Genomic DNA, 22,045 nt, shown 5'->3' on the forward strand with positions numbered 1-22,045 from the left:
GTGCGGCAACTGTCCGCGCATGAGCACGGCCCATCACGAGGCTCACGCGGCCCCGGCGCACGACGTGAGCGATCACCATGGCTTCGACGGGGAGCCCGCCCGCGCGCTGCCGGCGGACGAGCCGCCCACCCCGAACTGGGTCCCTGTGCTGGGGCTCGCGGTCTTCGTGGTGGCTGGCGTCACGTTTCTCGCGCTGAGCAGCGACGACGACGGCGCCGCGGGGCAGGCCGCGCCGGCGGGCGCCCGCCCGGCCGCGGCCGAGGTTCGTCCGGCCGCGGCCGGCGCTCGCCCCGCCCCCGCTGGCGCCCGCCCGGCGACCGCCGAGGCTCGCCCCGCGGCTCAGCCCGGCGCGCGCCCGGCGGCGCCGACCGGGCCCGGGGCGGGGCCGGCCGCGGAGACCCTGCGCGCCGGCGCGGCCGGCACCGCCGCGCCGGGCCCGGCGAACCTGCGCAAGCTGACGCCGCAGGAGGTGGATCTGGTGCGCAAGCGCATGGAGGCGCGGCAGAAGGACGGCGCCCCGGCTCCGTCGAAGTGAGCGAGATCGCGGTGGACCCCCCCGCAGCGCGCATGCGCGCGGTGCTGGTGCTCGGCGCGGGCACGATGGGCCAGGGGATCGCGCAGGTCACGGCGATCGCCGGCTACGTGACGCGCCTCTACGACGTCGACGCCGCGCGGATCGGCGCGGTGATCGAGGACATCAAGCGCGCGACCGATCGCCTCGTCCAGAAGGGCAAGATGCTCAACGAGGCGCGCAGCGAGATGATCGGGATGCTCGTGGCGTCGCCGGATCTCGAGCGCGCGGCGGCGGACGCCGATCTCGTGATCGAGGCGGTGCCCGAGCGGATGGACCTCAAGGTCGAGGTGCTCGGCCGGGTGAAGGCGGCGGCGCCGGAGCGGGCGCTGCTCGGCACGAACACGTCGAGCCTGAGCGTCACCGAGCTCGGGCGCCGGCTCGACGCGGGCGGGCGCACGATCGGCCTGCACTTCTTCAACCCGCCGCCGGTGATGGAGCTGATCGAGGTGGTGCGGGGGCTCGAGACCGACGAGGCGACGGTGACGGCGGCGCTGTCGGTGGCGAGGCGCCTGGGCAAGACGCCGATCGTGGTGAACGACACGCCCGGCTTCGCGACGAGCCGGCTCGGCGTGGCGCTCGGCGCCGAGGCGATGCGGATGCTGGAGGCCGGGGTGGCGTCGGCGGTCGACATCGATCGGGCGATGGAGCTCGGGTACCGGCACCCGATGGGGCCGCTCAAGCTGACGGACCTCGTGGGGCTCGACGTGCGGCTCGCCATCCTGGAGCACCTGCACCGCGAGGTGGGGGAGCAGTTCCGGCCGCCGGTGATCCTGCGGCAGATGGTGCGGGCGGGGAAGCTCGGGAAGAAGACGGGCGAAGGGTTCTATCGGTGGACGGAGGCGGGGGCCCAGCCCAGCGACGGCTGGCGTCGCGGGTAGGGAGCGCGGCGCCAGCTCGCTACTTGATACGCCTCCTCAGAATACGGTTCCTCGGAAGAATACGCAGGTGAGCCAAGGTGGCTCCGGCAGGTTCCCGGGCGCGCGGTAGAGGGTGTTCTCCGCGTGTTCGCAGGTCCGAAATCGATACGCTCTCTGGGGGCATCATCGTACCTCCAGCCGACATTGAAGCCGACATTGAAGCCGACATTGAAGAAGGAGTAACGACGTAACGCCCTTCGCTGGCCGTGCTTGACCGGGTCTGTCCACACATTTATATTGTCAGGTTGATTCTTGACGACTCGGGAACCCAACGAAAGGGGTGAGCTCCTTGAGCACGAACAGCGATGGTCTCAGCGGCATTGTGCGTCGTGTCATCCCGTTGGTCTCCGCGCTCGCGCTGGCAGGCGCCGTCACCGTGTCGCTCGCGAGGCCCGCGGAGGGCACGCCCCCGAACGGCGTGCCCGCGCTCCAGGCGGTGCGGGAGATCGAGCAGCTAGAATACTGTTACGCGGCCGGGACCGACGCGATCGGCCGCGGGGATCTGGCGACGGGCAAGCAGATCTATTCGAGGTGCTTCACGCCGGACGCGCCGGTCCTCATCTGGGAAGCCGGCGCCGCTCCGGATGATCCGCCGGTCGTCTCGGTGCCCAGCGCCGAGGCCTGGGCCGACTTCATCGATGTCCTGTTCGCGGACTCCGGTTATGTCGGCACACAGCACCTGATCAGCAACGTCCGTGTCGACATCCTCCCCGGCGGCAACCGGGCGAAGATCACCTCGTACCTGATCGCGACGCACGTCTATGACCCCCTGAGCAGCGTCCAGGTGGCGCACGGCACGTACGAGAACGAGGCGGTCCGGACGCCCTCCGGGTGGAAGCTCAGCAAGCGGACGTTCCGCACCCTCTCGTTCATGCGCGTCGACTCGCCCGCCCCCTGAGGCGGTGCGGGACGGCGTCGCCTCGCCGCGCGCAGGGCGCTCCGCATCGACGGCGGGATCGGGGCCGCGGCGTGCGCCGCGCGCGGCCGAGGGCGCGCTACCGGTTCCGCTTGTCCTTCTTGGCGTTCTCTTCGGCTTCCTTCTGGCGCTCGGCCTCGCGCTGGACGATGCGCTCCTTGACGGCGGCGTAGTCCTTCTCGTCCTTCATCCGCCGGTCGACCTGCTTCTGCCGCTCCGCCGCGGTCGCCGGATAGCCGGTCGCCTTCGGGTTGCTCGTCAGGTACGCGCTGTAGGCCCCCCACGCCTCCTTCACGGCCTGCCAGTTCTTCTGACGCTCGCGCAGATCGGCGATGCAGAAGAGCACCTTGGCGTGGAGCTCCTCCGTGCCCTTCTTGCCGAGCGCCGTGGTCCAGGCCGTCTCGGCCTCGGCCATGTTGCCGGACTCGAGCATCGCCTCGCCGAGCAGGTAGAAGCCGAGCATCTTCGAGGAATCCAGCTTGATCGTCTCCTGGAACGCCGCGATCGCGCCGGGGATGTCGCGCGCAACGAACGACGCCTGGCCCTTCAGGACCTGCTCCGTGTAGGGGCTGATGCCTGTGTGCCCGCTGGGATCTTTGCGCTGCGACGAAGCAGCGTCGGGCGCGGCCGCCGCCGGCTCAGATGCGGCCGCCTGCGGCGTCTCCTTGCCCGCGGGCGGCTGGGCGGCGACCGGCGCCGCGGAGAAGACGACAGCGAGGGCGAGCGATGCGACGACAGCGAGCGAGCGGTCCTGCATGCCCGCCAAGGTACCGCAGCTCGGGCGGGGCGCGCTACTTCCGCCGCGGCCTGAACGGATCCGGCGGCAACCCGGCATCCGGCGGCCGCCCCGCGTCCACCGGCGGCCAGCCCGCGTCCGGCCACCCCGCGTCCACCGGCGGAAAGCCCGCGTCCGGCCACCCCGCGTCCACCGGCGGAAAGCCCGCATCGGGGCCAGCGTCCGGCAAGCCCGCATCCGCCTGCCCCCCGGCGTCCGCAGGCAGCTTGCCCGCATCCCCCGGCGCGCCGCCGTCGAGCGCCACCCCGCCCTGCGCGCTCAGCGACACGAGCCGGCCGTCCGGCTCCGGCGGCCAGAAGAAGCGCTCCTCCGCGCCCGTCTTCCGGTCCACCAGCTTGGCCCAGCTCGCGCGCGGGTTGTCCGCCATCTGCACGCGCAGCCGCGTCGTCACGCCGCTGTCGAACGTCGGACGGCGGAGCAGGGCGCCCGGCGGCCGCTCCGGCGCGTCCCCCGTCAGCGGCACGTCGAAGCGGACCCGATCGAGCAGCTCCTGGCCCACGTACAGCTCGATCGCGAACCGGCCCATCACCCGCGCTGTCGCCAGAGGCCGGTCGAGCGCCACCGGCCGCACCCGCACGATCGAGCCCCTCCCCTTCGCGTAGTGCACGTCGAAGACCCACTGCTTCGCGCTGGGCCGCGGGGCAGGGTCCGGCGCATACCCCGCGCGGGATGGCGGAGCCTGCGGCTCGGCGACGGCGACCACGCCGGCGGCGGCAAGCGCAAGGCCAGCGAGGAGCCCCAGGGCGGCGCGGGTGAGAGGGCGAGGCGAGGTCATCGGGCACCGGGAGGAGGCCCGAGCGGCAGGGCCACCTCGAGCGTCGCGGAGAGCACCTCTTCCCACGTCGAGCCGTCGCCGTCGAGCGCCACCCAGAGCTCGCGGAGCTCGTCCGGCACCGGGGCGATCGCCGCGCAGAGCTCGCCGCGCTCGTCCGGCACCGTGACGCGCAAGGCGTGCAGCGCGACGCGCGAGAGCGGGATCACCCGCCCCTTCGCCGTGGTCACCGATCGGGCTCCTCCATGGTCGCGATCGCCGAGGAGCGGCGCCCCCGCGTGCGCCGCGTGCACCCGGAGCTGGTGCGTGCGGCCCGTCACCGGGTCCAGGCGCAGCAGCGTGGCCGGCGCCGCGCCGCCGCCCGCCGAGGCGACAGCGCGGTAACGCGTCGACGCGTCCCTCGCCCCGGCGCCGCCCACCGCGGGCAGGCTGCGCCCGCCCCGCGACCGCGCCGCGCCGATGGGCGCATCCCACGTGCCCGACCCCTCGACGCGCCCGCCGGCGACGCCGGCGTACACCCGCGCGATGCGCCCCGCCTCGCGCATCGCGGCCAGGTGCCGCCGGCCCCGCGCGCCCGTCGCGCACAGCACCGCGCCGCTCACGCCGACGTCGAGCCGCGAGGCGGCGTGCGGCAGGTCGCGCAGCCCGAGCAGCTCCGCGACCTCCGTGACCAGCGACCGCGTGCCCCGCCGCTCCGGCTCCGTCGGCAGCGCCGCAGGCTTCGACGCGACGAGGAGCTCCCCCCAGCGCGCCAGTACCTCCACCGGCGGCGCCCCCGGCGCGTCGCGCCGCGCCGGCCACACGGCGAGCTCGTCGCCGAGGGCCACGCCGTCGCCGGGCCGCGCGCGCCGGCCGTTCAGGAACGCGCGCCCCTCCGCCGCCGCGCCCGCAAGGCCCCGCGACGCGCCGCCCGCGCGCTCGAGGACGTCGGCCACCGTGGGGCCGTCCGAGGGCCCGACGCGGAAGCGCGCGGCCGTCATCCGGGCGGCGCCGCGCGCGGGGCAGCGCCGCCGCCAGGGGCTCCCCCGGCGACGACGCCCGGCGACGTCGGCGAGGCGCGCTCGTCCAGGCGCTCGACCACGCCGCGATCGCCGTCGATGCGGAGCCGATCGCCCGTCTTGATCGCCAGCGTCACGCCGGGGACGTTCACCACCGCGGGGATGCCGTACTCCCGCGCGACGATCGAGGCGTGCGACATGGGGCCGCCGAGCTCGGTCACGACCGCGGCGGCCACGAGGAACAGGGGCGAGAGGCCGACGTCGGTCGTGCGCGCGACCAGCACCTCCCCCGGCGCCACCGCGTCGAGCGCCGAGGCGCCCGGCTCGAGCACGCGGGCCCGCCCCTCGACGACCCCAGGGCTCGCCGGCAGCCCGAGCAGGCGCTCCCCGGACGCGGGCGGCAGCACGACCGGCGGCGGCCGGCCGATGAAGGTGGCCGGCGGATCGGGGCGCGCGGCGTCGCGGAGGTGCTCGGCGCGCCGCAGCCGGACCAGGTGGCCCACGTCGGCGCGGCCGCTGGAGAGCGCCGTCGCGAGCTCCTCGTAGGTGCAGAAGAAGACGCTCCCGGGCTCCAGCGAGGGATCGAGGCGCCGGAGGCGCCGGTCGATGTCGAGCGCGACCCTGCGCAGCATGCCGAGGACGCGCGTCACCCACGTGCGCATGCGCTCCCGCAGGCGCACGTAGCGCTTCGCGCGGCCGACGAGCGTGCGCAGGAGCGCGAGCTCCAGCCGCGGCACGCGCGTCTCGAGCATCGCCATCTCCCGATCGGCGAGCGCCCGGGCGCGCGCCAGCGCGCGCTCCGGATCGCCCGGCGCGCCGCGCAGCGACGCCGTGAGCATCGCGACGACCGGCGACGGGTCCTCCCGCCAGCGCGGCGTCGCGAGCTCCGCCTCGCGCACGGCGCGATCGCCGTAGGCGTCGAGGAACCGCGCGTACGCGTCGCGCGCCGGCCCCTCGGGCAGGTCGCGCGGCCACAGGACCCCGCCGGCGAGGAGCCGCTCGCGCGCCGTCCGATCCTGCATGACGAGCTCGGCGACCCGCGCGAGCTCGATGCCCGGCCCCGCGCTGTCGAGCTCGCGCACGCCGCCCGCGAGCACCTGCGCCAGGTGCTCGACGTTCGGCTCCGCGCGCCCGGCAGGCGCGTCGAGGTGCGCCTCGCCGGAGGCCGAGCGCGCGGAGGCGCGGCGGCCCGCGATGCGCTCGAGCGCCTTGCACAGCGCGAGGTGGCTCGCGAGCGACGCCGACGCGCAGTGCAGCATCCGCGTGCCGGTCCGCTCGAGCAGCAGGAAGACGCTCCGGAGCGTGGTGCCGATGGCGTCGTCCGGCAGGAGCGTCATGTCGAGCTCGGAGAGGGCGCGCTGCGCCCAGAGCGCCTCGCCCTCGTAGGCCGCCACCTCGCGCTCGAGCCGCGCCTGCCGGAGGAGGAGCCGCGGCCCCGTGAGCGGCAGCCGCGCATAGAAGCCGCGCCGCGAGACGCCCTCGCTCTGCTCGGCGAGCCGCGCGATGAGCGCCTCGCTCGCCCCGCCGCTCATGCCGAGCAGCGCGCGCGGCGAGAGCCCCGGGACCTGCGCCGCGATCCGCATGAAGGCGGTGAGGTTGAGGTAGAAGCGCCCGTGCACGTTGGCCACGAGGCGCGCGCCCCGCGGCACGCGGCAGCCGAGCGCGGCGAACGCCTCGCGGAAGCCCCGGTCGGAGAACGCCCGCGCGACCGACCAGGTGAGCGGCGTCGCCGCGCCGGGGAGCGCCTCGCCCACGTTGGCGCGCGACCAGATCGTGTCGGCGTCGCCGCCCTCGGGGAAGCCGCCGCCGCTCACCGGGCGCACCTGGAGCAGCCACACGCGCCGCGCCGCCGGGGAGGGCGCGCCTTCGCCGGCCTCCCGCGCCGCCGGGGAGGGCGCGCCTTCGCCGCCCTCCGACGCTGCCGAGGAGGATGCGCCCGCCGCGGCGGCGGCCTCCGGCGGGTGGGACGACGCTTCCCCGTCGACCACGAGCGCCGCGCCGGGCGGGCCCTCCTCGACCGCCTCGACGGCGAACTCCACGTCGAACGGGCCCTTGCCGCCCTGCTCGAGCCGCTCGGCGAGCTCGGCGAGCTGTCGCAGCGCGGCCTCGCCGAGCGCCGGTTGCTCGGTGCTCGCCTCGGGCACCGGGACCTCCTCGAGCCCGGCCGCGCCCACGACGAGCGCGCGCCGCTTCTGCGCCACCGCCGACGCGACGACCCTGCCGCCGTCGCGCGCGAGCCGGATCGTGTCGGCCGCGGCGGCGCCGTCGACGACCGGCGCGCCGAGCCCGAGCGTGGCGTTCACGAGCCGCTCGCCGGCGTGCCAGTGCTCGCCCTCGAGCCCCGGCGGGGGCGCGGTGAACAGCACGCCCGCGGCCTCGGCGCGCACCATCACCTGCAGCACGACGCCCATCGCGACGTCGCGGACGCCGGCGTGCGCGAGGTACGCGAGCGCGCGCGGCAGGAAGGCGCTCGCCCAGACCTGCCGGATCGCGGCGTCGAGCGCGGCCTCGCCGCGCACGCCGAGCACGGTCGTCGCGAGCCCCGCCATCGACGTCTCCTCGCTGTCCTCGCACGTGGCGCTGGACCGCACCGCGAGGCCCCACGGCGCCTCCTGCTCGACGGCCTGCCAGAGCGCCCGCAGCGCGGTCGAGAGCGCCTCGGGCAGCGGCTCGCTCAGGATGCGGTCGCGCGCGCGCGCCGCCCGGTCGACGCCCGCCCTCGTGCCCGAGAGCCGGATCAGCGTGGCGAGGTCGTGCCCCGGCGGCAGCTGCCGGTCGACGAGCTCCGTGAAGCACCGCGCATCGAGCACCCACCCGCGCGGCACCGGGAAGCCGTCGCGGAGCAAGCGGCCGAGCGAGGCCGCCTTGCCGCCGACGCGCTTCGCGCTCGTGTGGCGGCGCAGGCCGGCGCTCTCGAGCGGCTTGAGCCACTCGCGCACGGTGGGCGGATCGGTCGCGCCGTCGGCGCGGGCGGTGCGTGTGGGGTCGGCCACGTCGATGCCGAGGGAGTAACACGGTTCGGCGGCCTGGGTCAGGGGCATGTGACGGCCGGGCCGCCGCGATCACGGCGGCGGCAAACCGCGCTGGATCCGCTCGTGCCAGAGCACCATTTCAACGCCGCCCGGCCCCCGATTCCAGGCGTAGTCGTGCGGGCCGGGCACGACGAGCAGGGTGTGGGTCACGCCGTCCTGCCGCAGCCGATCGCTGAGCGCCTGGATGGCGGGCAAGAAGGGGTCGGCCTCGCTCGACACGAGCCGGAGCGCGACAGCGCGGCGCTCCATGGCCCGGCGCGCGAGCGCGGAGAACATCTCCGCCTCGCCCGCCCGCAGCGCGGGCTGCAGGGCGCCGACCGCGCCGAAGACGTCGGGGAACGACAGGCCGACGAGCAGCGCGAGGCGGCCGCCGAGGCTCACGCCGTCGATGCCGGTGGCCTCGCGCGTGGCCTGGCAGCCGCCCTCGGCGCGCGCCCGCGGCACGAGGCGCTCGACGAGGAAACGGCCGAAGCCCGCGGCCGCCTCGACGGAGCGGTCGCGGAGGTCGGGCGTGAACGGCGTGGCGATGCAAAGCCCGCGGTAGGGGTGCTCCTTCAGCGAGGCGTTGAGCTGCGCGAGCCGCTCGGGCGTGACCATCTGCCCGAGATCGTCCGGCGTGAGCGGCGGCGAGCGGAGCCGCCGGAGGGCCGCGTCGAGGCCGTAGTCGTCGCGCCAGCCGCGCGCGCCGACCTCGAGGCCGCGCACCGCCTCGCCGCGCCCGTGCAGCGCGACGAGGAGCGGCGGCGCCGGCGCGGCCTCGGGCGCGAGGAGCAGCGCGCGCTGCGGGCCTTCACCCTTGGAGGCGGGCGGGCCTTCACCCTCGGAGGCGGGCGGGCCTTCACCCTCGGAGGCGGGCGGGCCTTCACCCTCGGAGGCGGGCTCGAACCGGAGATCCCTCCAGGCCGAGGGCGCCGCCTCCTCCGGCGCCGGCGGTGAGGAGCCTCGCCGGCACGAGGGCGCGGCGAGCGCGGCGAGGCCGAGCAGCGCGCGCCTGCGCGAGAGCGGGGGGATCGTCGTGGCGGCCATCGGCGGCGAGGGTAGCAGCCCGGCGCGGGCGCAGCCCTGGGCAGGCCCACATGCCCCCATGTAGGCTGCATGGGTCCGGGCGGAGGCCCTCAACGGGGGAGCGCTCATCGGCGAGGCGCGCCGATCCTGACGAGGCCCGAACGGCTCCGTCGGCCCCGGGCGAGAGACCCGTGACGAAAGGGGACCGCTCATGAGCCGTGAGACGAAGGGGGACGTCGGGCCGCGCCCAGGCGGCGCGCCGGGCAGCGTGGAGGGCGTGATCGCGGACGACGTGAAGACGCTCCACAGCATGGGCTATGCGCAGGAGCTGCTGCGCAGGATGGGGGGCTTCTCCAATTTCGCTATCTCGTTCTCGATCATCTGCATCATCGCGGGCGGCATCACGTCGTTCCAGATGGGCTTTTGCAGCGTCGGCGGCGCCGGCATCGGCGTCGGCTGGCCGGTGTGCAGCGCGCTCACGCTCTGTATCGCGCTCACGATGGGCCAGGTCGCGTCGGCGTTCCCGACCGCGGGCGGCCTGTACCACTGGGCCTCGATCCTCGGCGGCCGGGGCTTCGGCTGGGCCACCGCGTGGTTCAACCTGATCGGGCTGATCACCGTCCTCGCGGCCATCAACGTCGGCGCCTACCTGTTCATCATGAGCTCGCTCGGCCCGCTGTTCGGCGTGGATCTCGCCGCGATGTCCCCGGATCGCGCGCTGGTGACGCAGGCCGTCGGGGTCACGCTCATCACGGGGACGCAGGCGCTCTTCAATCACCTCGGCATCCGCGTCACCACGCTGCTCACCGACTTCAGCGGGTACCTCATCCTCGTCGTCTCGGTGGTCCTCACCGCCGCGATGCTCTTTTACGCGCCCGCGATCGACGCCAGCCGGCTCGTCACGTTCACGAACTACAGCGGCCCGAAGGGAGGCGACGTGTGGCCGGAGACGGGCAGCATGACCACGCTGTTCCTCCTGAGCTTCCTCCTGCCCGCGTACACGATCACGGGGTACGACGCGTCGGCGCACACGTCCGAGGAGACGATCGGCGCGGCGCAGACGGTCCCGCGGGGCATCGTCCGGGCGGTGCTCGTCTCCGGCGTCTTCGGGGCGCTGATGCTGAGCGCGATCGTGCTCGCGATCCCGGACATGGATGAGGCGGCGTCGAAGGGCGGCGGCGTCTTCTTCTGGGTCATGGAGCGCGTCATCCCGGAGAACCTCCGGATCGCGCTCTACGCCGGCATCTCGGTGGCCCAGTACCTCTGCGGGCTGGCGACGGTGACGTCCGCCTCCCGCATGACCTTCGCGTTCGCCCGCGACGGCGGGCTGCCGCTCTCGGAGCAGCTGCGCAAGGTGAGCCCGAGGTTCCGGACGCCGGCGACGGCGATCTGGGTCGTCAGCGCGCTGACGATCGGCTTCACCGTGTACACGCCCGTCTACTCGACGATCACGGCCGTCTGCGTGATCTTCCTCTACATCTCGTACGTGATGCCCACGATGATGGGCGTGCGCGCCTACGGCCGCACCTGGGTGAAGATGGGCCCGTGGGACCTCGGCCCGCTGTACCGGCCGCTCGCGATCATCAGCGTCCTCGCGTGCCTGATGCTGATCGTGGTGAGCGTCCAGCCGCCGAACGACAAGGCCCTGGGCATCATGCTCATCGTGTTCGCCGTGACGGCCATCGTCTGGTTCGCGCTGGAGCGCCGCCGCTTCCAGGGCCCGCCCCAGGGGGTGATGATCCAGCAGCGAGAGCGGGAGATTGCGGAGGCGGAGCGGGCCGTCGGGCAGATCACCGCGCGCGGCGGGCCGTAGGGATCCGGCGGAAGAGAGGGACGCAGCAGCCCACAGAGAAACCGAGAAGGCGAATCGCGCCTCTGGAGGGGCCGAGGCGAGGAATCAGCCGCCAGAGGGGCTGAAGAGGAGGGGATAGGTCACGGTCACGATGCCTGCGTCCGGCGGCGGGAACGACAGCCCATAGAACGAGCGCACCACGCAGGAGACCACGCCGGCGTCCGGCAGATCGGAGCCGCCGTTCTGGACGTTCGATACCGCCCCGTCGCGGCCGATCGCGAAGCCGACCGACACGCGCCCGGTGAGGTTCGGGTTGTTGCGCAGCCCGTTCTCGTAGCAGAGCCGGAAGCGGCCGAAGTTCTGGCGCACGATGCGCTGGATGACCTCCGGCGGGATCCGGCCCGACACCGAGGTCGAGCCGACCTGCATGCGCGGCGCCCTCACCTTGTGGCCAGGGCCGTTGGCGAAGCGCGACGCGCCGCCGCCCGGGCCGAAGCCCGGCCCGTCGCCGACGCCGCTCCCGTGGTTGATGGTGCCGATGGATCCGATCCCGATGCCCGTGAAGCGCCCGCCGCCGCCCTCGCCGACGCCCGTCAGCCCGAGCCCGCCCACGCCGCCCGACTCGTCGATCGTCTCGCCCCACAGGTTGGCGATCACGCTCCTCTCGCCGTTGCCGAGCGTGTCGGCGCCGCCCCAGGGCGCCGAGAGCGCGTTGGGATCGCCGCCGGACCCCGCCTGGAGCACGCCGATCATGCCGAATCGCGCCGCGTCGTCGAGCGCCTGGGCCCGCGAGATCCGCACGTCGCGGTTGTCCTTCGGCCCCTGGATCTCGAAGCGCCCGCCCGTCTTCCGGCTCGTCTCGCTCCCGGCCTTGCCCGACTCGCCCATCGCGGCCGCGCCGGAGCCGCCCTCGCGCTCGGTCCGGCCGCTCGCGTCGGTGACGTCCTTCGCCTCGGGCAGCTCCTTCTCGGCGATCGCGCCGATCGCCTGCGCCATGAGGTAGGCCTGCTCCGCGCTCACGCCGCCGTCGTCGGCCATGGCGAGCGGGGGCATGAACGCGGCCATGGCCCCGAGCAGGCCGACGTGGAGCAGCGTCGACAGCGCGGCGAACGGCAGGTTGCGGCGGTCCATGCTGGCCTTGCCCGCGACGCGGCGGCCCGCCCTGCCCACCGCCACCTCGAACCCGAAATCGCCGAGCTCGAGCCTCGCGCGAGCGCCGGGCGGCAGCGCGATCCGCCGCGCCCCGTCGAGCTCCGCGCACGGCGCCGCGCGGCCGGTAGCGATCGCCTGCGCGATCGTCATCCTGCAGCTGCCGAACTCGATGGTCCCCGACGCGCCCGGCGGGATGACGGCGCTCACCTCCCCGCCCTCGGCGACGAGCACGAGCGGCGCCCGCGCCGCGCCGAGGCGCTCCGCAGGGAGGAAGAAATCGCACCCGCCCCCGGGGCCCTCCGCCTCGCCGACATGAAATGCGCGCGGCGGCGTCAGGTGCGCCACGTGAAGCGGGGTGTTCCCCCACCGGATGATCACCTCGAGCGAAAGAGCGTCCGTCTCGCACTCGTCGGCGGGGACGTCCGGCGCGCTCTTGACGAGCGCGTACGTATAGGAGCCCTCCGGCGCGTCCGCGGGCACGTCGGCCTCGATGGCCGGATACGGGCTGAAGGGCAGGTTGCTGAGGAACGGATTCGAGGGTGCGATGCCCGGAGCCATCTTGAACGTGTCCATCGGAGAACAGCCCTTTCCCTGCTCGCGCTCGCGCGCATGTCCGCGCGGCGAGCGGTCTGAATGGAGCGAGCCCTCGAGGGCCCGCCTCTCTCGGCGCGCCCCGGCGCACGCGCGGCGAGCTTCACCGCTCTCTGCGTGCGCCGCGGAGCACCGCGTCCACGCCAGGGATCGACAGCGCCGCCCGCCCCAGGTTCCGGAGCCGCGCCGCGATTTTCAGCGGCACATCCCCGCGCCGGGGGGTTCCAGTTCCTGGACCGCCGCCCGACCCCTCGAGGTGGTGGTGGCCCGCGCCATCACCCCGCGGGATCGCGCCGCCACCTCGAGCGGAACCGTAGAGCAGCCGGCGGCGGCCGGCGGCGGTCGACGGCGCCCGCGCGGGCGCGATCCCCGCGCATCCCAGGGAGATCGCTGAAGTCCCGGGTGACGCGACGCCCCCGTCGAAGGACGCCTGGCGATGGCACGGAAGCTGCGAATAACGCTGGGTGTGTTGGCGACGTCGTCGAGGTCGACGCCGTTGTCGACGTCAACCACGCGCGACCGCGCTGAACGGAGCGCGGCGCGCTGACGCCCGCGCCCGTCGACGCTGCCCGGCGCCGGTCCACGCCCGAGATCCACGGGCGGCGCGCCCGTGGAGCGCGCGCCGGGCGGCGGGCGGCGGCGAACATCCACCGATCTAGACAACGAAGGAGTCGAGCGTATGAGCAACAGGCGATCGTTCCATGTCCTCGCAGGGGTTCCGGTGCTCGGGTGCCTCCTTGCGATGCCGTCGTCGGCGCGCGCCCAGCACGAGGCGCACGTCTACGGGGTCGCGAACTTCGGACACACGGGGGAGTGCGAGGACGACACCAGCCTGTCGCACTCGGTGCACACGAGCACCGCCGCCGCCTTCGCGGGCACGTTCAACCTCCTCCGCATGGTCTCGCTCTGGGACGAGGTCTCGACGCGCAACAACACGAGCGCCCGGGGGAGCTACTGGACCGACTCGAGCCAGGCGGCGTCCTGCGCCTGCTCGGCGAACGACATGGCCTCCGGCTCGGGCGCGGACGAGGCCGATGTCGTCTTCATCCACACGCACGGCTGGCACGACGCCGGGAGCTCGTCGACGCCCGCTTACAGCGGCCTGGTCATGGGCAACGGCAGCTACGACTGCCGCGTCCTGACGAACGAGAACATGCTCTTCGGCAACCCGGGCACGGGCGGGGATCTGGAGATCGCCGTCGTCAAAGCGTGCCAGTCAGGCGACTACGACGTGTGGAAGAAGGGCGGATACCGGCAGCAGATCACGACCTCGGACAGCACCATGACGATGTGGAACGCGTTCCACGGCGACTCGTCGTGCGGCAATCACGTGAAGGACTACGTGGGCGACTACGCGATCAGCTCCATCTCCAACGGGGTGGGAGAGAACTGGATCGACGAGGCCTACGACGACAGCCAGTTCAGCAACGACGACGACTGCCCCGTCTCGATCGTGTTCGGCGCGTCGTTCGCGTCGCGGGAGCTCATGTACGAGTACGGCGGGTGGCGCGACCGGAAGAACACCGGCCTCAAGACCGGCTCGACCATCTACTACATCGCCGGCTGCGACCCCTCGAACGGGCGCGTGCTGCCCGGCGGATGAACGACGAACGCCGCGTGTTGCCCGAGGGATTCGAACGACAGGAGACATGACGATGACGACGCGAACGATTGGTTTCTGGGCCGCGCTCTCGATGACCCTCATCGCCTGCGGGGCGCCGGAGGTGGCGACCGAAGGGGGCGGCGACGACGGCGAGATCGCCGCGGCCGCGCAGGAGATCGAGGGGTTCACGTTCGACGCGCGGGAGCTCGCCACGGCGCCCGCCGCGAGGCTCCCGGCGGCCCGGCTGACGCTGCGTTCATTCGATGACGCGCTCATCCAGCGCTCGCTCATCGGGGCCGATCAGCAGTTCACGCCGCTCACCGAGCTGGGGCGCCGGACGGAGCACGAGTCGGCGGACTGGACCTACGAGAAGGACCCGTCGAACGGCCAGGTGCTCGTCCTGCGAAAGACGCCGAGCGGGCCGCGGATCTCGCCGGACGAGGCGCTCCTCCGCCGGAACGCGCTGGCGCGCCTGAACAGCTGGGGCATACCGAACGACGAGATCGGGGCCGTGGTGCAGCGGAGGACGCTGCGCGAGGATCAGGACGGAACGGCGGCTTCCGCCCCGGAGGTCCATCGTTACAAGACGTTCGTGTTCCGGGCCGTGAACGGCGTCCGGGTCCAGGGGCATCGCGCGGTCGTGACCCACACGCTCGATGGGACCTTCAACCGCGCCCTCATCCGCTGGCCCGCCATCGCCTCGACGGGCCACCGGCTCCGCACCGCGCTCACGGCGCCGGAGATCGAGCGGCGCGCCGTGGCGGCGCTCTCGGCAGAGGGGGAGAGGGGCGGCAGCGTGCGGCTGCGATGGAAGTACGTCGCCACGCCCCTCACGAGCGGAGAGGTGACCCTGACCCTGACCGTGGGCGCGATCCTGGGCGCCGGGGCCACGCCCAGCGGCGTCACCGAGGAGCCGCGCGAGGTCGACATCGATGTCGCCGCGCAGTGACGGGCGCGCCGGAGGAGAGGCGCCCGGCGCTGGACGGCGCGCGGGCGCGGGCCGCGCGAAACCGGATCGCAATCGTTCGGCGCTCGCTGGTTAACCGCGGCGGACCCGTGGGGCGAGGCCGTCAGGAAAACGTGTCGGCAACTCGCCGCATCGCGCGCGCTCCGCCGCCGTACGATCCAAGCCGCATCGTTGATTTAGAGCCGCGCAGTCGGCCAGAACACACGAGTTGGGGTGGCGGTGCGCCCGTCATCGCGCATATAGTGAAGACCATGGGTGCGGCCAGGAGCAGCGGTCAAGACCCCCTCATCGGCGCGACGATCGCCGATCGATACCGGATCATCTCGCTCATCGCGCGAGGGGGGATGGGCAGGGTTTACAGGGCAGAGCAGCTCGCGCTGGGCCGGATCTGCGCCCTCAAGCTGCTCCTCCCCGATGAGCGCCTCGAGCAAGATCCGGAGTTCTTTCGACGCTTTTCGCGCGAGGCCGCGACCGCGGCGAGGCTCACCCACCCGAACTCCGTCACGGTCTTCGATTACGGCCGGGACGGTCCGCGCGGGATCTACTTTATCGCCATGGAGTATATCGCCGGGCGCACGCTCCACCGCGTGCTCCACGACGAGGGCGCGCTCCCGGAGGCGCGCGCGGGCCGGATCGCGCGGCAGATCTGCCGCGCGCTCGCCGAGGCGCACGGCCTCGGCCTCGTGCACCGGGATCTCAAGCCGGGCAATGTGCTCCTCGTCGACCAGGAGGACGAGAAGGACTTCGTCAAGGTGCTCGACTTCGGCCTGGTCAAGGACGTCTCGGGGCGGCAGCTGGACGAGCTGACGCAGAGGGGCGTGTTCATCGGCTCTCCCAAGTACACCGCTCCGGAGCAGGCGATGGGCCACGAGCTCTCGCCGCGCGCGGACATCTATGCGCTCGGCGTCCTGCTCTACGAGATGCTCTGCGGCAGGGCGCCGTTCGACAGGAAGGTGGCCTCGGCGACGCTCATGGCGCACGTCAGCGAGCCGCCGCCGCCGCTCGCCGATCACGCCCAGGGCGCGCTCGTGTCGCCGGCGATGACGGCCATCGTGATGCGGTGTCTCGAGAAGAGCCCTGACAGGCGCTTCCAGTCGATGAGGGAGTGCCTCACCGCGCTGAAGAGCGCGGCGGGCGAGCCGTTCGACGTCTCGCACGTCTCGCACGTCTCGCACGTCTCGCACGCCTCGCGGGCCTCGACCCCGGATCGCCTGTCCCTGGCGCAGCCGCGGGGCGCGCTGCCCTCCGCGTCGTCGATCTCGGAGCTCCGCATCTCGGCCTTGTCGCCTTCTCCCAGCGAGCCGCTCGTGTCGCTCCGCCCGGCGCAGCTCGACTCGCTCTCTCCGCCGCAGGCTCCCGCGACCTTCAGCGGCTCCGTCGCCCCGCCCCGTCACGCGACCGTGTCCCTCTACCTGGTCGCGCTCGTGGCGGCGCTCGTCGGCGGGGGCCTGGTGCTGGCGCTCGGCTGGCGCGTGCCGGACGCCACGAGCACCCCTGACGCCGTCCAGGCCGCCCCCATGCCGGTCGCGGCGCCCGCCGTTGTCACCACGCGGCCGGCGGCGCTGCGGGCCGAGCTCGAGCCGGCGCCGGAGGGCGGCGAGCTCGCCGCGCTGGTGCAGCAGGCGCGGGAGCGAGCGCGGCGGGACGGCCGCGAGCTCGTCGTCTACGTGGGCGCGCCCTGGTGCGAGCCGTGCACGAGGTTTCACGACGCGGTGAAGGCCGGCCAGCTCGACGCGGTCCTGCCTGCGCTGCGCCTGCTGGAGTTCGACGTCGACCGCGATCGGGAGCGGCTCGCCGAGGCCGGCTACGCGTCGGAGATGATCCCGCTCTTCGTCGTGCCCGGCGAGGACGGCCGGGGAACGCCCCTCCGCGTCGAGGGCTCGGTGAAGGGCGAGCGCGCGGTGGACGAGATCGTGCCCCGGCTCGCGGTCATCCTGAGCCGAGCGCGGGCCTCGGCGCGGTGATCCTCGAGGCGCGCCGGCCGCCCCGCCCGCGCGGGCGCCGCCGCGCCGGGGTGCGCGTCGGCGTCTCGGTGGACGCGCGGAGGCCGCGGCACCATGGAAGGGACCTCATGAGGACCGCCGCCCTGCTGCTCGCAGCCGCCGCCGTGTCGCTCGCCGCGGGCTGCCGCAACGGCGCCGGCAGCGAGCCTGCCCAGCCCATGCCGAACGTCACGCCGATCGACACGCGCGCCTCCGCCGAGCCGGCGGTCGACGACGAGCCTCCCACGCCGCGGCCACCGAAGGAGGCCGATCCCACGAGCACCGACGCGTTCGAGGGCACCGCGGGCGCCACCGACAAGCCGCGCGCCGGCGCGAAGGTCGCGGTCCTGCGCGACGTGCGAGCGGCCCGGCACGAGCACTACGACCGCGTCGTGTTCGAGTTCGAGGGGGACGCGGTGCCGGGCTACCACATCGATTACATCGACAAGCCGGTGCGCCAGTGCGGCTCGGGCGAGGCGACGGAGATCGCGGGCGACGGATGGCTCGCGGTGCGGATGACCCCCGCGGCGGCGCACAACGACGCGGGGAACGCCACGGTCCCGTTCCGCGAGCGGAAGCTCGCGCTCGGCGTGGCGCGCGAGATCGAGCGGACGTGCGACTTCGAGGCCGAGGTGACCTGGGTGCTCGGGGTCTCGTCGCCGAACCGGTACCGCGTCCTCGAGCTGACCAAGCCGGCGCGGCTCGTCGTCGACGTGAAGCACTGAGGCCGCGCCCGCAGCACCCCTGCGGCTCCCCGCGCCGCGGGCGGGCCGCAGGGCGCGCGCGCCTCCCGCCCCTCAGCCGTCCAGCGCGGGCCCGGGCTCGCCGCGGCGCGCCGGCGGCGGAGGCGCGTCGGCCGCCTTCGGCGGGGGCAGCCGCCGCGGCGGCACGACGACCTGCTTCGGCGGCGCCGCGGGGCCGCTGGACGGCCGCGGGATGTTGTAGACGCGCTTCGCCTGGATCGCCGTGGATCGAAGGCCGTTGGCCCGCTTGATCGCCTCCACGGTGGTGCCGTACTGCCGGGCCAGCGAGCCCAGGGTCTGCCCCTTCTTCGCGGTGTGGCGCACGTACTGGGACGTGGGCTTGATGGCCCCGCGCTTCACGAGCAGCGGATACGCGCGCGCGGCCGACTCCTGCGCGATCGGGTTGTAGAACCGGACGTGGATGTGGTTCGCGTGCCCCCGGGCGTGGCGGACGAGCGGGCGCGGCTTCCTCGACCCGAGCTGGAAGACCTCGTCGAGCCAGTCCTTGTCCTCCCCGATCTTCAGCGCGTGCTCCTTGAGCAGCCGCTGCACGCTGGTGTCGATGAGGATGAGCTCCACGTCGGTCTCGGTGACGAGCGCCCGGACGAAGGCCCAGGTGCGCTCCCGATCGAGGTTCGCCGCCGTGGCCCGCTGGTACCAGCGGTGCCGGGCGTCGAGGAAATAGCTGATGTCGACGTCGCGCCCGGCCTGGTGGCTCTTGTGCGGCGAGAGGCGGCCGCCCTCCCGGGCGCTGATGTGCCCGATGTAGAGCTTCGGGCTCCCCGGGAACTGCCGGTGCACCTCGGCGATCGCCCGGTCGAGCGCGTCGATCGTCTCGCGCGTCCCCCAGGCGTGGGCCGGATCGACGAGCTCCCACCGATCGCCCTCGGGCATCCGGACGCCGTTGAACAGCGCGCCCGCGTTGGTCGCGCCCAGCGACATCGGCCCGAGCGCCGCGGGGTCCTTCGAGAAGAGCTCCTCGATCTGGGCCTCGGTCATCGCCGAGAGCGGCGAGTGCGCCCGCGCCCCGGTGCCCGGATCCGCCGGCAGCTCCAGGCCGTCGTCGACCTCACCGTCGTCGTCGACCTCGTCATCGTGGGCGTCCGCGAGCGCGGCCTCCTCCTCCGCCGCCGTCCCGGGTGCGGGCGAAGGCGAAGCGCCTCGCTGCTCCGGGGACACCCCGGAGGCCGCGCGCAGCAGGCTGTCCTTGGACCGCGCCGCCTCCGGCGCCCTCCCGGCGCAGCCCGCGAGGAGGAGGGCGCAGAGGACGGAAACCAAGGTGCTGCGCCCCATCGCGGGCCACTATACTGACGCGAGGGAGCGACGCCAACCGCGGCCCCGCGCTCGCGTGCGGCGCGCTCCACGCGACGCGCGTTCAGCGTGAGCCCAGGTAACGGGGCGCCATGCGGCGTTGCGCGATGTTTTGCAGCGGCGCTCGCGTCCGCGCACGAGGACGTTGCCGCCGCCGCGCCGGCGGCTACATGCTGCCCTCGTGCAACCGTCCCAGCGGAGCGGCCGCGCCGACCGGGCGGCCCGGGGGGCAGCCGCGCCGGCGCCGACGCCGGGGCCGGACAACGCGCCGCGCCACGACGATCGCGGCGAGCGCACGGGCGGGACGGGTGGGACCGGTGAGCGGCAGCCGGGCGGCGGGGGCCAGCAGAAGCTCTTCTCGGCCCGGGAGGTGGCGGGCAACGGGGCGGCGACGGTCGAGGGAGAGGTCGTCCGCGTCACGTACGAGAGCGAGTCGAGCGGCTTCCGGGTGCTGCGGGTGGAGGTCACCCCCGGCGCCCCGCCGGAGGTCTGGGTCGGCGTGGTCCCGCAGGTCGGGCCGGGCACGCGCGTGCGCGCGACGGGGCGTTACGAGCGCGATCCCAAGCACGGCGAGCAGCTCAAGGTCGAGACCCTGCTGCCGATCGCCCCCGCCACGCTCGATGGGCTCGAGCGCTACCTCGGGTCCGGCATGGTGCAGGGCATCGGCCCGGCGTACGCGAAGCGGATCGTGGAGGCGTTCGGCACGGAGACGCTGGAGATCCTCGACCGATCGCCGGAGCGGCTCGCCGAGGTCCCCGGGCTCGGCCAGCGGCGCGCGCAGGCCGTCGCGAAGGCGTGGGCGGCGCAGCGGGCGATCGGCGCCATCATGATCTTCCTCCAGGCGCACGGCGCCTCCCCGGCGCTGGCGAGCCGCATCTACAAGCGGTTCGGCCCCCACGCGATCGACATCGTCTCCCGCTCCCCGTACCGGCTCGCGCTCGACGTGTGGGGCATCGGCTTCAAGACCGCCGACCGGATCGCGCGCTCGATCGGCGTCCGGGCCGACTCGCCGGAGCGGGCGCAGGCGGGCGTGCTGCAGACGCTGGTCGATCTGTCGACGCGCGGCCACACGCTGGCGGCGCGGCCGGAGCTCGCGGAGCTCGCCGCGGCGATGCTCGAGCGCGACGCGGCCGAGGTCGACAGCGCGATCGACGCGCTCGTGGCGAGCGGCCACGTGCGGGTCGAGACGCTCGAGACCGGCGAGGTGGCCGTCTACCCGAAGGACCTCCACGAGGCCGAGGTGCGGCTCGCGCGCCGGATGCGCTCCTTGCTGGGCGACGACGAGGACGACGCGGCGCCCGAGGCGCGCCTCGTGGAGGGCGTCGACGCGGCGATCGCCGCGTTCGAGGCGAAGACGCAGGTCTCGCTGGCGCCTGCCCAGCGGGACGCCGTGGCGCAGGCGGCGCGGAACAAGGTGCTGGTCATCACGGGCGGCCCGGGCGTGGGCAAGACGACCATCGTCCGGGCCATCCTGGCGCTCTTCGACCGCGCCCGGCTCCCGGTGCGGCTCGCCGCGCCCACGGGCCGCGCCGCGAAGCGGATGAGCGAGGCGACGGGGCGCGAGGCCGTCACGCTCCACCGCCTGCTGGAGTTCGATCCCAAGCAGCGCAAGTTCGGCCGCCAGCGGGGCCGGCCGATCGAGGCGGGGGCCATCGTGGTCGACGAGGCGTCGATGCTCGACCTGGCGCTCGCCGACGCGCTCCTGCAGGCGACGTCCGACGCCGCGCGCCTCGTGCTGGTGGGCGACGTCGATCAGCTCCCGTCGGTGGGGCCGGGCGCGGTGCTGCGGGACGTGATCGCCTCCGGCGAGGTGCCCACGGCGCGGCTCACGCAGATCTTCCGCCAGGCCGAGGGCAGCCTCATCGTCCGGAACGCGCACCGGATCCACGACGGCGAGCCGCCGGAGGGCGCGCGCGGTCCCGGCGGCGAGTTCTACGTGATCGAGCGGATCGAGGCCGAGGCGGCGGCGGATCTGATCCTCCACCTCGTGACGGAGCGCATCGGCAAGGGGTTCGGGCTGGATCCGCGGCGCGACGTCCAGGTCCTGACGCCGATGCACAAGGGCGAGGCGGGGGCGATCACGCTGAACGCGCGGCTGCAGGCGGCGCTGAACCCCGAGGGCCCGAGCGTCACGCGCGGCGCGAGGACGTTACGGCTCGGCGACAAGGTGATGCAGCTCCGCAACGACTACGACCGTGAGGTGTACAACGGCGACGTCGGCTTCATCACCGACGTGAACACCGAGGAGCGGAAGCTCCAGGTGCGCTTCGACGATCGCGAGGTCAGCTACGAGGAAGCGGAGATCGACGAGCTGACGCTCGCGTACGCGACGAGCATCCACAAGAGCCAGGGGAGCGAGTATCCGGCGGTGATCGTGCCGATCCTCACCCAGCATTTCGTGATGCTGTCGCGCAACCTCATCTACACGGCGGTGACGCGCGGCAAGCGGCTCGTGGTGCTCGTGGCGGATCCGCGGGCCGTGTCGCTGGCGCTGGCGGAGACCCGCCGTGAGGAGCGCCGCACGCACCTCGCGGAGCGGCTGCGCGGCGGCGCGCCGGCGCGCGCTGGATCGGCGCGCACGCTCGAGGCACCCCTCGCCGCCGGCCCACGACTCGACTAGGACGGCGCCCGAGCGAGAGGGCGAGCGAGATGGGCGTCCGAGACGGCGATAGCGACAGCGAGCACGACGGGGATCACACGAGCGACCGCGAGGCGGCGACGGCGACGCGAACCGCAGCGGCGCAGCCGGCTTCGAGCGCGGGGACCGCGGCGAGGTTCACGGTCGCGACGCGCGGATTCACGGGTGGAAGCCGTGGAGGCGGCGGAAGCGGTGGAAGCACGGGAGGAAGCGCGTCTGACCCGAACGCGATGGCCGTGATGAGGCCGCGCGCGCT

16 protein-coding genes are annotated in these 22,045 nt (G+C 74.1%); 9 read left to right on the top strand and 7 right to left on the bottom strand.

Annotated features, from left to right (window positions below; all coding sequences use genetic code 11):
* Nucleotides 1-19 precede the first annotated feature (19 nt).
* From WMF44_RS42385 to WMF44_RS42395, 3 genes are all read left to right on the top strand, one after another.
* A complete protein-coding gene (locus WMF44_RS42385) occupies nucleotides 20-535 on the top strand; it encodes a hypothetical protein (protein ID WP_437295748.1) in 516 nt (171 codons plus the stop codon).
* 32 nt (nucleotides 536-567) lie between these two features.
* The gene (locus WMF44_RS42390; protein WP_437301673.1) at nucleotides 568-1,452 is read left to right on the top strand and encodes a 3-hydroxyacyl-CoA dehydrogenase family protein; all 885 of its coding nucleotides are present in this window, start codon (nucleotides 568-570) and stop codon (nucleotides 1,450-1,452) included.
* A 328-nt stretch (nucleotides 1,453-1,780) separates the two neighbouring features.
* Nucleotides 1,781-2,389, top strand: a complete 609-nt coding sequence (locus tag WMF44_RS42395) for a nuclear transport factor 2 family protein (protein ID WP_437295749.1) — start codon at nucleotides 1,781-1,783, stop codon at nucleotides 2,387-2,389.
* 97 nt (nucleotides 2,390-2,486) lie between these two features.
* Here the strand turns inward: WMF44_RS42395 and WMF44_RS42400 are convergent, their stop codons facing one another.
* Genes WMF44_RS42400 through WMF44_RS42420 form a run of 5 tightly spaced genes read right to left on the bottom strand, consistent with a single transcriptional unit; the run spans nucleotide 2,487 to nucleotide 9,031 of the window.
* Nucleotides 2,487-3,164: a hypothetical protein gene (locus WMF44_RS42400; protein WP_437295750.1), complete on the bottom strand. Its 678-nt coding sequence runs from the start codon at nucleotides 3,162-3,164 to the stop codon at nucleotides 2,487-2,489.
* Nucleotides 3,165-3,198: 34 nt separating this feature from the next.
* Entirely contained in the window at nucleotides 3,199-3,978 is a 780-nt protein-coding gene (locus WMF44_RS42405; RefSeq protein ID WP_437295751.1) for a hypothetical protein, read from the bottom strand.
* Complete coding sequence (locus WMF44_RS42410; protein WP_437295752.1) at nucleotides 3,975-4,955, bottom strand: pseudouridine synthase; 981 nt, start codon at nucleotides 4,953-4,955, stop codon at nucleotides 3,975-3,977. Before WMF44_RS42410 ends, WMF44_RS42405 begins: the two co-directional genes overlap by 4 nt.
* Nucleotides 4,952-8,014 carry a PEP/pyruvate-binding domain-containing protein gene (locus WMF44_RS42415; RefSeq protein WP_437295753.1) on the bottom strand — a complete coding sequence of 1,021 codons (3,063 nt, stop codon included), beginning with the start codon at nucleotides 8,012-8,014 and terminating at the stop codon, nucleotides 4,952-4,954. Before WMF44_RS42415 ends, WMF44_RS42410 begins: the two co-directional genes overlap by 4 nt.
* A 21-nt stretch (nucleotides 8,015-8,035) precedes the next feature.
* Nucleotides 8,036-9,031, bottom strand: coding sequence for an alpha/beta hydrolase (locus WMF44_RS42420; RefSeq protein ID WP_437295754.1), 996 nt, complete (start codon nucleotides 9,029-9,031; stop codon nucleotides 8,036-8,038).
* Nucleotides 9,032-9,320: 289 nt separating this feature from the next.
* Here WMF44_RS42420 and WMF44_RS42425 point away from each other — a divergent pair, with 289 nt between their 5' ends.
* Nucleotides 9,321-10,823, top strand: a complete 1,503-nt coding sequence (locus tag WMF44_RS42425) for an amino acid permease (RefSeq protein WP_437301674.1) — start codon at nucleotides 9,321-9,323, stop codon at nucleotides 10,821-10,823.
* An 84-nt stretch (nucleotides 10,824-10,907) separates the two neighbouring features.
* On the opposite strand, the gene WMF44_RS42430 is transcribed toward WMF44_RS42425, so the two are convergent.
* Nucleotides 10,908-12,527 carry an AgmX/PglI C-terminal domain-containing protein gene (locus WMF44_RS42430; RefSeq protein ID WP_437295755.1) on the bottom strand — a complete coding sequence of 540 codons (1,620 nt, stop codon included), beginning with the start codon at nucleotides 12,525-12,527 and terminating at the stop codon, nucleotides 10,908-10,910.
* A 697-nt stretch (nucleotides 12,528-13,224) separates the two neighbouring features.
* Between WMF44_RS42430 and WMF44_RS42435 the strand changes: the two genes are divergently transcribed.
* From WMF44_RS42435 to WMF44_RS42450, 4 genes are all read left to right on the top strand, one after another.
* A complete protein-coding gene (locus WMF44_RS42435; protein WP_437295756.1) occupies nucleotides 13,225-14,148 on the top strand; it encodes a hypothetical protein in 924 nt (307 codons plus the stop codon).
* A 52-nt stretch (nucleotides 14,149-14,200) separates the two neighbouring features.
* A complete protein-coding gene (locus tag WMF44_RS42440; RefSeq protein WP_437295757.1) occupies nucleotides 14,201-15,097 on the top strand; it encodes a hypothetical protein in 897 nt (298 codons plus the stop codon).
* Between the two features lie 269 nt (nucleotides 15,098-15,366).
* Nucleotides 15,367-17,079: a protein kinase domain-containing protein gene (locus tag WMF44_RS42445; protein WP_437295758.1), complete on the top strand. Its 1,713-nt coding sequence runs from the start codon at nucleotides 15,367-15,369 to the stop codon at nucleotides 17,077-17,079.
* 107 nt (nucleotides 17,080-17,186) lie between these two features.
* On the top strand, nucleotides 17,187-17,822 hold the full coding sequence (locus tag WMF44_RS42450) for an AMIN-like domain-containing (lipo)protein (protein WP_437295759.1): 636 nt from the start codon (nucleotides 17,187-17,189) through the stop codon (nucleotides 17,820-17,822).
* 72 nt (nucleotides 17,823-17,894) lie between these two features.
* Here WMF44_RS42450 and WMF44_RS42455 read toward each other — a convergent pair whose 3' ends face one another.
* Nucleotides 17,895-19,133 carry a LysM peptidoglycan-binding domain-containing protein gene (locus WMF44_RS42455; protein WP_437295760.1) on the bottom strand — a complete coding sequence of 413 codons (1,239 nt, stop codon included), beginning with the start codon at nucleotides 19,131-19,133 and terminating at the stop codon, nucleotides 17,895-17,897.
* Nucleotides 19,134-19,332: 199 nt separating this feature from the next.
* On the opposite strand from WMF44_RS42455, the gene recD2 reads away from it, so the two are divergent.
* Entirely contained in the window at nucleotides 19,333-21,771 is a 2,439-nt protein-coding gene (gene recD2, locus WMF44_RS42460; RefSeq protein ID WP_437295761.1) for an SF1B family DNA helicase RecD2, read from the top strand.
* The last annotated feature ends 274 nt before the right edge of the window (nucleotides 21,772-22,045 follow it).

It is taken from the genome of Sorangium sp. So ce426, from assembly GCF_051475585.1.
Lineage (GTDB): Bacteria > Myxococcota_A > Polyangia > Polyangiales > Polyangiaceae > Sorangium > Sorangium cellulosum_B.

Excerpts from the sequence above, each read along its gene's own strand:
- WMF44_RS42435 (WP_437295756.1), top strand. The coding sequence starts at position 13,225 with ATGAGCAACAGGCGATCGTTCCATGTCCTCGCAGGGGTTCCGGTGCTC.
- WMF44_RS42405 (WP_437295751.1), bottom strand. The coding sequence starts at position 3,978 with ATGACCTCGCCTCGCCCTCTCACCCGCGCCGCCCTGGGGCTCCTCGCT.
- WMF44_RS42400 (WP_437295750.1), bottom strand. The coding sequence starts at position 3,164 with ATGCAGGACCGCTCGCTCGCTGTCGTCGCATCGCTCGCCCTCGCTGTC.
- WMF44_RS42385 (WP_437295748.1), top strand. The coding sequence starts at position 20 with ATGAGCACGGCCCATCACGAGGCTCACGCGGCCCCGGCGCACGACGTG.
- WMF44_RS42455 (WP_437295760.1), bottom strand. The coding sequence starts at position 19,133 with ATGGGGCGCAGCACCTTGGTTTCCGTCCTCTGCGCCCTCCTCCTCGCG.
- WMF44_RS42440 (WP_437295757.1), top strand. The coding sequence starts at position 14,201 with ATGACGACGCGAACGATTGGTTTCTGGGCCGCGCTCTCGATGACCCTC.
- WMF44_RS42450 (WP_437295759.1), top strand. The coding sequence starts at position 17,187 with ATGAGGACCGCCGCCCTGCTGCTCGCAGCCGCCGCCGTGTCGCTCGCC.
- WMF44_RS42390 (WP_437301673.1), top strand. The coding sequence starts at position 568 with ATGCGCGCGGTGCTGGTGCTCGGCGCGGGCACGATGGGCCAGGGGATC.
- WMF44_RS42445 (WP_437295758.1), top strand. The coding sequence starts at position 15,367 with ATGGGTGCGGCCAGGAGCAGCGGTCAAGACCCCCTCATCGGCGCGACG.
- WMF44_RS42420 (WP_437295754.1), bottom strand. The coding sequence starts at position 9,031 with ATGGCCGCCACGACGATCCCCCCGCTCTCGCGCAGGCGCGCGCTGCTC.
- WMF44_RS42425 (WP_437301674.1), top strand. The coding sequence starts at position 9,321 with ATGGGCTATGCGCAGGAGCTGCTGCGCAGGATGGGGGGCTTCTCCAAT.
- WMF44_RS42415 (WP_437295753.1), bottom strand. The coding sequence starts at position 8,014 with ATGCCCCTGACCCAGGCCGCCGAACCGTGTTACTCCCTCGGCATCGAC.
- WMF44_RS42430 (WP_437295755.1), bottom strand. The coding sequence starts at position 12,527 with ATGGACACGTTCAAGATGGCTCCGGGCATCGCACCCTCGAATCCGTTC.
- WMF44_RS42410 (WP_437295752.1), bottom strand. The coding sequence starts at position 4,955 with ATGACGGCCGCGCGCTTCCGCGTCGGGCCCTCGGACGGCCCCACGGTG.